The following is an 8,740-nucleotide window of genomic DNA, read 5'->3' as shown; positions in this document are numbered from 1 at the left end:
GTCGCGGATCGCCCGGCCCGCGCTTCGCCCATCGAATTCTGGAGTTCCCCAGTGGATCTGTTGAACAAGTATGGCAGTCAACTGATCGAGGCGTTCTGGATCACCATCCAGCTCACCGCACTGTCCGCGGTCGGCGCCCTGATCCTCGGCACGATCCTCGCTGCGATGCGCGTCTCGCCCGTCCCGATCGCACGGGCGGTCGGGTCCACGTACGTGACGATCTTCCGTAACACGCCGCTGACATTGATCATCCTGTTCTGCCTGTTCGGTCTCTCGCAGACTCTCGGAGTCAACCTCGCGCCGACCGATTCGCCGACCTTCCTGGTGGACAACAACTTCCGGCTCGCTGTGCTGGGGCTCAGCATCTACACGGCCGCGTTCGTCTGTGAATCACTCCGCTCCGGTATCAACACCGTTCACGTCGGACAGTCGGAAGCGGGCCGTTCACTGGGCCTCACCTTCGCCCAGAATCTGCGGCTGATCGTGCTTCCCCAAGCCTTTCGCGCCGTCATCGCTCCGCTCGGCAGCGTGCTCATCGCGTTGACGAAGAACTCGACGATCGCCTCGGTGATCGGTGTGGCCGAAGCGTCGCTGCTCATGAAATCCATGATCGAGACCGAAGCCGCAATTTTCCTGGTCGGTGGCATCTTCGCACTCGGCTTCGTGATCCTCACCCTTCCGATGGGCCTGCTGTTCGGCTGGCTCGGAAAGCGCTACGAGGTGGCCCGATGAGCGCCCGCGCAACCGTCCTCTACGACGCACCGGGCCCCCGTGCCCGCGCCATCTACCACGCGATCTCCGCGCTCGTCGTCGTCTTGCTCATCGCCGCCGGGTACGTGGTGTATCGCGCACTCGACAGCAAAGGGCAGCTGACCGCCGCCAAGTGGGACCCGTTCACCGAATCCACGTCGTGGACCACCTATCTGCTTCCTGGCATCCGCGGCACCCTGATCGCCGCTGCCCTGTCGATCGTGCTGGCACTGATCCTCGGATTCGTGCTCGGTATCGGCCGTTTGTCCGATCACCGCTGGGTGCGGGCCGTGTCCGGAACGATCGTCGAATTGTTCCGGGCGGTGCCCGTACTGATCCTGATGATCTTCCTGTACCAGATCTTCGCCGAGTACCGGGTGTTCAAATCGTCGTATCTCGCGCTCGCCGCGGTGGTCACCGGACTGACCCTCTACAACGGCTCGGTGATCGCGGAGTTGGTGCGTGCCGGCATCCGGTCACTGCCGCGCGGACAATCCGAAGCGGCGGCTGCGCTCGGCATGCGCAAGAACCAGATCATGCGTTTGATCCTGCTGCCCCAGGCCGTCACGGTCATGCTTCCGGCGATCATCTCGCAGATGGTTGTGGCTCTGAAAGACTCGGCGCTCGGCTATCTCATCGGCTACGTCGAAGTCGTGCGGTCCGGTCAGCAGCTCGGTGCGGCATTCGGCAACTATCTGCCGTCGCTGCTGGTGGTCGCCGCGATCATGATCGTGTTGAACAGTTCGCTGACGGCCCTGGCGACCTGGGTCGAGAAGTGGCTTCGGTCCGGTCGCCGCAAGAAGGGCGCCGTGGCACCCGAAGAGCCGCAGACCGTCCCGGTGATGGCGGTTCCCGGCATGGACATCACCGGCGACGAAAAGAAGCCGTGACGTGAACGGTGGCGGTGCGCTCGTCGTCTGCGGTGGAAGTGCGCCGAGTAACTCGGGGTCGCAGTCGATCCGGTCGATCTCGTCGCGTTGACCACCTTGCATCGCAGGCGTCCGAACAGGTCAAGCTGTCGGCATTCGCGAGCGCACAGGAGGCAACCATGGCCGACGAATTCGCAGCCCACCGCCGCACCGCAGGCGACATCAGCTACACCGATATCGGGCAAGGACCGGTCACGCTGTTCGTACACGGTGTTTTCACCAACGGCAGACTGTGGCGCAATTGCGTCCGACTGCTCTCCGACCATCGTCGCTGCATCAGTATCGATCTGCCCGGCCACGGACACACCCCGCCGATCGGCAAGCCCTCGGTGTGGGGGCTTGCGGACGCGGTCGATACGGTCATCCGCGAGCTGGACGTGCGCGACATCCATCTCGTCGGCAACGACACCGGCGGCGCCGTCGTCCAAGTTGTGCTGACTCGTGATCCCACACGGTTCGCGTCGGTCGCTCTGACCAACTGCGACACCGAAGGCAACTTTCCTCCGCCGGCGTTCAAGCCCGCCGTGTGGGCGGCCAAAGCGAGATTGTTGTATGCGGCTCGTCCGCTGGACCGGATACCGAAGGTCGCCAAGCACATCTACCGCACCGGCTACCAGAACGTCTCCGCGGTGCCCGACGACGTGATCGTCGACTACCTGGCACCGACACTCGGCAGCGCCGAGGGCGCTCGTTTCATGACAGCGCTACTCTCGTCGATGACACCGACTCTGCTTGCCCCGATACGTCCGGCTCTCAGCACGTGTGAGGTGCCGACCGCTGTCGTGTGGGGCACCGGCGACTTCTTCTTTCGTCGTTCCTGGGCAGATTGGCTCGTCGATCTGATCCCTGGAGCGACCGGGGTCGTCGAAGTTCCCGGGGCCCGGTTGTTCTTTCCGGACGAACGTGCACGTGAGCTCGTGGATGTGCTGGAATCCCACTGGCGATGACATTCTGCCGGGTCGGGCGCCGCCAGTACCACATCGGAGATCGGTTCTCAGTGCAGTTCACAGACCATCGTCTGCGAAACCGCCCGATTCCGAACCTGATTCGTCGAGCGCGCTGCGCACCACATCGAATGCCATGCCCTGTGAATAGCCTCGGCGCGCCAGCATTCCGACCAGGCGGCGCACCAACTTGTCCCGCTCGGCCGCGATCTCACGTCGATCACCCTCGGTCGGTAGCGGCGGCTGGGTGCGCAGCTTCTTGCGGACCAACTCGACAGCACGGTCGCGTTCGTCGTCGCTGTCGATCTGATCCAACGCATCCGTAGCTTCCTGCTGCCCGATTCCTTTGCGGCGCAGTTCGAGTGCGATCGCGCGTTTGCCTTTTCCCGCATACAGGTGCCGGGACCGCACCCATTGCTGAGCGAAATCTGCGTCGTCGATCAGACCCACAGCCGTGAGACGGTCCAGGGTCCGCTCGGCGATCTCCGCGGTGAACCCCTTCTCGTCGAGCTTCGTGGCGAGTTCGGCACGGCTGCGCGCCCGGTCGGTGAGCAGACGCAGGCACACGTCCTTGGCCTGCGCTTCGGTACCACCCACCGGCTCCGGACGCGGGCGCCGGCGACCCCGCCCGGCAGCGGAGGTCGAATGCGGGTCGGGAATCGCGGCGTCGTCCATAGCCGGCACGTTAGCGTCCCTCACCGACAACGACGGCCGAGCCGATCCACGTGCTCCATGCGTCGAGCACGATGTTCGCAAGGTCGCGGTACCCCTGCGCGGCCGGGTGCGCCCCGTCTCCCGCCGCTGCTTCCCTCATCCACGCGGTGTCGCCGTCGAGTGGCCCGAAAACCGAGCGGTACGGCACGTTCCGATGCGCACACACTGCAGCGAACAGGCCGTCGAGGTGTGCGGTGCGTGCGTTCTGCTCGCCGTCGGCGATCGGCGGCGGGCCGACGACGAGAACCGGCCAGCTGTTGGCGCGAGCCTCGTCGAGGATTTCGGCAAGATTGGCGACCGAGTCCTCGGGCCGCACACGTGTCGAATCTGCTTGCCGCGTCGTGTCGTTGACGCCGAAGGAGAAAACGAGGCGATTGTCGCATCCGTCCGGAAAGCGGTGGCGGACCTCGTCGAACCAGCGAGCCCGGACGTCGGCGGTCGTGTCGCGGCGAACACCGAGGTTGTAGACGGTGAAATCGGTCTCACCGAGTGCCTGCCCGGCTCGTTCGGCGAGCAGACCCACCCAGCCGCGGTGGGTGGGGTCGCCGACCCCCGCGACGAACGAATCACCGAAGAAGCACAATCGAATCGGCCGTGGGGTCATGGCGGTCATGGCGGTCATGATGCCAGGGTGGTGGGTTGCGGCCGTCGAGGCCGCACCCACCACCCGACGCGGTCGTGCGTCAGAAGTCGGCGTCTTCGGATTCGTCGGTGACGACGGCGCCGATGCCGAGCTTCTCCTTGATCTTCTTCTCGATCTCGTCGCGGATGTCGGTGTTCTCGAGCAGGAACTTGCGGGCGTTCTCCTTGCCCTGGCCGAGCTGGTCGCCCTCGTAGGTGTACCAAGAGCCGGACTTGCGGACGATGCCCTGCTCGACACCCATGTCGATGAGCGAGCCCTCCTTGGAGATGCCCTGGCCGTAGAGGATGTCGAACTCGGCCTGCTTGAACGGCGGCGACACCTTGTTCTTGACGACCTTGACGCGAGTGCGGTTGCCGACGGCGTCGCCGCCGTCCTTGAGCGTCTCGATCCGCCGCACATCCAGCCGGACGGAGGCGTAGAACTTCAACGCCTTACCACCCGTGGTGGTTTCGGGCGAATTGTGCACCATCACACCGTCGACGAAGTAGTTGTGGTTCCCCTCCACCTCGATGTCGAATCGGTGCATTGATCGAGTCTGCGGCTTGACATGCACGTCGAGTACGCGTGCGGGCACCAGGCGCTGTTCCGGATCGATGAACACCGGTGTGACGGTGGACTGTCCACGGAAGCGCGGCAGCAACTTGTACTCCATCGACGGCGCCATGTACGGCGCGACAATCTCCTGGAATGCGGCGCTGGCGGCAGTGCCGAAAGTCAGGTACGTCATCTTGCCCGCGCCCGCGAGCCGCAGTTTCACGTCGAGCCCGTGGGTGTCGCGCAGGTAGTCCCGCAGCCGGACCCGCGAGCCCTCACTCAGCGCCTCCACGCAGAACTCGATCCGCCCGCTACCGCCGGCGGTGCGCTCCTGCAGCCCCTCCGAACGAACGGAGAGGGACCCGTCGTCCATGTACCACACCGCCAGTGCGAGGGGCGTGAGCGCTTTGAGGTACTCCTCGGACAGGAACTTCTTGCCGTCGCCGAGATAGACCGCCCGCTGCAGTTCGGCCAACTCGGGCAGCGGAGTGAAGTCGGCGAACTTCGCTCCCTTCTCGTTCACTCGGGTCGAGCAACCGATGTTTCCGAGCAGTTCGATCTTCCAGTCGAGGTAGTCGTGCGGTGCGGTGTCGTGCCCCATCCGGAACCGAACTCCGTTGCGGTCCCACCGATTCGGCGACAGGTTGCCGTCGCCCATGAGCGCCCCGAGCACGACCTGGAACTGCTGATCGCTCAGACGATGCGGTTCCGCCGCCAGCACCCGGTCGCCCGCAATGATCTCACCGGCGTGGTTCCATCCACCGGGGGTGCGGATGAGGTGATTAGGGGTTGCAGCGAACTGCGAACGGCCGTTGCCGCCGGACTTCTCGACCGTGAACTGCAAGAAGTGATCAGCCGGGCCGTTGTCGAACCAGTTCACGATCCGGCGGGGAACGACCCGGTCGGTGTCGGGATCGTACGACATCACTTCGACGTCCATCTTCTGGTTGACGATCTTGCCGATCTTCTCGGTGGTGCCGTCGGCGAGTTGTACCCGGGTGCCGTAGGAGAAGCAGCCGAACATCACCCCGATCTTCTCGCGCAACTGGTTGATGAAGATCGCGGTGGTGCCGGAGTTGTTGAGCGCGCCGGTCATCTTGCGCAGCGCCTGGCTCATGAGCCGGGCCTGCAGGCCGACGTGGCTGTCGCCCATCTCGCCCTCGATCTCGGCACGCGGCACGAGCGCCGCGACCGAGTCGATGACGATGATGTCGAGCGCCCCGGAGCGGATCAGCATGTCCGCGATCTCGAGCGCCTGCTCACCGGTGTCCGGCTGCGACACCAGCAGCGCGTCGGTGTCCACACCGAGCTTGCGGGCGTACTCCGGGTCGAGCGCGTGCTCGGCGTCAATGAACGCGGCGATGCCGCCGTTGGCCTGCGCGTTGGCGACCGCGTGCAACGCGACCGTGGTCTTGCCCGAGGATTCCGGGCCGTAGATTTCGACGACCCTGCCCCGCGGCAGACCGCCGATGCCGAGTGCGACGTCGAGCGCGATCGATCCGGTCGGGATCACCGCGATCGGCTGGTGGGCTTCCTCCCCCAGTCTCATCACCGAGCCCTTGCCGAAGTTCTTGTCGATCTGCGCGAGGGCGAGCTCGAGCGCCTTGTCGCGGTCGTGTGCCTGTGCTGCCATCGTGGGTCCCCTTCATCGGATCTCGTCCTGCTTGTCGATGACGCTAGAGGCCGGCACCGACAAGTTCGTCGCTGCGACCGGTGAGCCGGCGGATCTGTGGATGAATCCGGCGGCTGTGGACAACTACGTCACCGCACACTCCACCCAGCATAGGCGAACATGCGTTCGAACGGATAGCGGTGCGGGATCGGTCGGCGCAGGTGCCACCGTGCCGACGGAACTCGGTACCGGCCTCGCTACTGCCGCGTCGGCGGCACGTCGAACTCGGCGCACAGGGCCCGCCATACCTCCCGCGGCTCCTGACCCGACTCGATCGCCTCGGCCGGGGTGAGACCCCCGAGCGAGAGAATCACGTGGTCACGAAGCAACGCGTCACCGTGAAGCTGACCGAACTCGACCCGGACGAGCTCGTGGAATTCCGTCAATCGCACCCCGCCCACCGTAGTGGGCACCGGCTGCGATCGCCGAAACGGTCGCGTCGGCGTTCAGCCCGCCACGGCGCGGCAGATCGCGATCGGATCCTCGACCCGGGTCGCGGACTCCGCGGCGCTGCGGGCCGCGGCAGCGAATCGCTTCTCGGTCAGGATCGTTTCGACCGCGGTGAGCACCGCAACCGGATCGAGCGGGCGCACCACGACCGCGCTGCCCTGCCGGGCGGCCCGGTTGGCCAGTTCCCACTGGTCGCCGCCGCCCGGCACGATGACCGCGGGCACGCCCGCCGTCAATGCCTTCGCGAGCATGCCGTGACCGCCGCCGCACACGACGACGTCGGCCTGCCCGAGCAGAACATCCTGACGCCCCTTCCCCGCGACCGCCCAGTCCGGGAGTTCCCCGTCGGCGCCGTCGAGCATGGTCGCCGCGACCCGCATCCCGGTTCCGTCCAGCGCGGCGCACACAGCGTCGAGCATGCCGACGACACCGGTGGTCGCGGTGGACGGGGCGACCATCACCAGCGGTCCCGCACCGGGTGGCGGGGTGAGCACCGTCTCCGTCGGTTCCCACAACAGCGGACCCACCAGGTGTGCATTGCCGGGCCAATCCGGTCTCGGTACCTCGAGGGCGGGCAGGGTCGCGATCAGGCGGGCGGCCGGCCCCGGGTCCGGCCCGGGGAGGCCGATACCCAGCCGCGCGGCGCTGCGTTCCCGGTCGCCCTGCCGCACCGACCGGGCGGTCATGCGGCGCAGCACGGCGTCCCTGATCCGGCCACCGATCCCGTGTCCGGGTGCGAGACCGCTGCCGATCGGCGGCAGACCCCGCGACGGCAGGTACAGCGGGTGCGGGGACAGTTCGATCCAGGGGATACCGAGCCATTCGGCGGCCATTCCCCCGCCTGCGGTGATGACGTCGGACACGACGAGATCCGGGAGCAGCGCACTCAGGTTCGGCAGGAGGCTGGTTGCGATGTGCGCGGCGCGGGCGTGGAGCTTGGCGCCTGCGTCGCGGTCGTCGTCGCCGGGCCTCGGATCGAGTCCCTCGAGCAGTGTGAAGGTGACACCGGGAATCTCGGTCGTGAGCCAACGCTCGCCGGTGAACAGGATCGGATCGTCGCCAGCATCCGCCAACCGCCTGCACAGTTCGATCGCCGGAATCGCGTGCCCGGCATCCGGTCCGGCCACCACTGCAACTCGCATCGGCACAGCCTGCCATATCGGCATTGCCTGCCCGACCACCGCTGGTCAGGCAAGTCCATGGTCGGCCAACACGGACAATGCCGCCTCGTACGCGGCGTCCCGGTCTGCGGGGACGAGTCCGATGCGGGTGCGCCGGTCGAGAATGTCGCCTGCGTCGAGGGCCCCTTCGTGGGTGACCGCGAAGTCGAATTCGGCGCGGCACACATCCAGTCCGGGAGCGACGGGATCGAGTTTCCGGAGATCTGCGGCGAGGAACACCGCGTCGGTCCCGTACCGGCGCACCAGGGCTTCCGGAGCCGCGAGTCGCGCCAGAGTGGCCCGGTCCGCGGCACCGACCAGCGGTATCCGGTGGGTGTTGCAGGGACCGGCGGGCAGTCCGGTGGCGGCGACGGCCGCGTCGACCGCGTCCTGCGCCATCTTCCGGTAGGTGGTCAGCTTTCCACCGACGATGCCGATGGGCCGGCCGTCGGCGCGGACGACGGCGTGCTGCCGGGACAGATCGGCGGTGTTACCACCCCCGGCTTGCCGCAGCAACGGGCGCAGTCCGGAATAGGTGGCGAGCACGTCGGCTCGGGTCAGCGCGGCGGCGAGAGCCGTGTTGACGGTGTCGAGCAGGAAGTCGATCTCGGTGTCGCTCGCGCGCGGGACGTCGGGAATGTCGCCGGGAGCGTCCTCGTCGGTGAGACCGAGATAGATGCGGCCGAGTTCGGCGGGCAGGGCGAAGACGAACCGGTTGGTCGCGCCCGGAATCGGGACGGTGAGCGCCGCGGTCGGATGACCGAGGGCGCCCGCGTCGAGGACCAGGTGCGTGCCGCGGCTGGGGCGCAGCGCGATCGAGGGGTCGACGTGACCGGCCCACACTCCCGCGGCGTTGATTACCGCGCGGGCCCGTACGGTGAGGTCGCCTCCGGTCAGTTCGTCGTGCAGGATTGCGGACTCGGCGGTGGCGGCACGTGCGGAGA

Annotated in this window: 9 protein-coding genes; 3 read left to right on the top strand and 6 right to left on the bottom strand. The window is 66.8% G+C overall.

All coding sequences use genetic code 11. The features are described from left to right. Positions 1-51: 51 nt before the first annotated feature. The 3 genes from WAX14_RS15860 to WAX14_RS15850 all read left to right on the top strand — a co-directional run bounded on the left by WAX14_RS15860 (position 52) and on the right by WAX14_RS15850 (position 2,626). Complete coding sequence (locus WAX14_RS15860) at positions 52-732, top strand: amino acid ABC transporter permease (RefSeq protein WP_422629012.1); 681 nt, start codon at positions 52-54, stop codon at positions 730-732. Next, a complete protein-coding gene (locus WAX14_RS15855) occupies positions 729-1,640 on the top strand; it encodes an amino acid ABC transporter permease (RefSeq protein ID WP_422629011.1) in 912 nt (303 codons plus the stop codon). Before WAX14_RS15860 ends, WAX14_RS15855 begins: the two co-directional genes overlap by 4 nt. A 158-nt stretch (positions 1,641-1,798) precedes the next feature. Next, positions 1,799-2,626, top strand: a complete 828-nt coding sequence (locus WAX14_RS15850; RefSeq protein ID WP_422629010.1) for an alpha/beta fold hydrolase — start codon at positions 1,799-1,801, stop codon at positions 2,624-2,626. A gap of 57 nt (positions 2,627-2,683) precedes the next feature. Here the strand turns inward: WAX14_RS15850 and recX are convergent, their stop codons facing one another. The 6 genes from recX to WAX14_RS15820 all read right to left on the bottom strand — a co-directional run. Continuing rightward, positions 2,684-3,298, bottom strand: a complete 615-nt coding sequence (gene recX / locus WAX14_RS15845) for a recombination regulator RecX (RefSeq protein ID WP_422629009.1) — start codon at positions 3,296-3,298, stop codon at positions 2,684-2,686. Between the two features lie 10 nt (positions 3,299-3,308). Further along, positions 3,309-3,959 (bottom strand): GDSL-type esterase/lipase family protein, encoded by a 651-nt coding sequence (locus WAX14_RS15840; protein WP_422629008.1) that lies wholly within the window; start codon positions 3,957-3,959, stop codon positions 3,309-3,311. 61 nt (positions 3,960-4,020) lie between these two features. Then, on the bottom strand, positions 4,021-6,147 hold the full coding sequence (gene recA, locus WAX14_RS15835; protein WP_422629007.1) for a recombinase RecA: 2,127 nt from the start codon (positions 6,145-6,147) through the stop codon (positions 4,021-4,023). Between the two features lie 236 nt (positions 6,148-6,383). Next, complete coding sequence (locus WAX14_RS15830; protein WP_422629006.1) at positions 6,384-6,578, bottom strand: DUF3046 domain-containing protein; 195 nt, start codon at positions 6,576-6,578, stop codon at positions 6,384-6,386. A 54-nt stretch (positions 6,579-6,632) separates the two neighbouring features. Then, positions 6,633-7,778, bottom strand: coding sequence for a glycosyltransferase (locus WAX14_RS15825; RefSeq protein WP_422629005.1), 1,146 nt, complete (start codon positions 7,776-7,778; stop codon positions 6,633-6,635). A gap of 45 nt (positions 7,779-7,823) precedes the next feature. Continuing rightward, positions 7,824-8,740, bottom strand: a 917-nt coding sequence (locus WAX14_RS15820; protein ID WP_422629004.1) for an FAD-dependent oxidoreductase, incomplete at its 5' end; no start/stop codon positions are given.

The sequence above is a fragment of the Rhodococcus sp. (in: high G+C Gram-positive bacteria) genome, from assembly GCF_049299235.1.
In the GTDB taxonomy this organism is placed as follows: Bacteria; Actinomycetota; Actinomycetes; order Mycobacteriales; family Mycobacteriaceae; genus Rhodococcus.
Note: the sequence above shows the minus strand (reverse complement) of the source record. Positions and strands in the feature narration are given on the sequence as shown.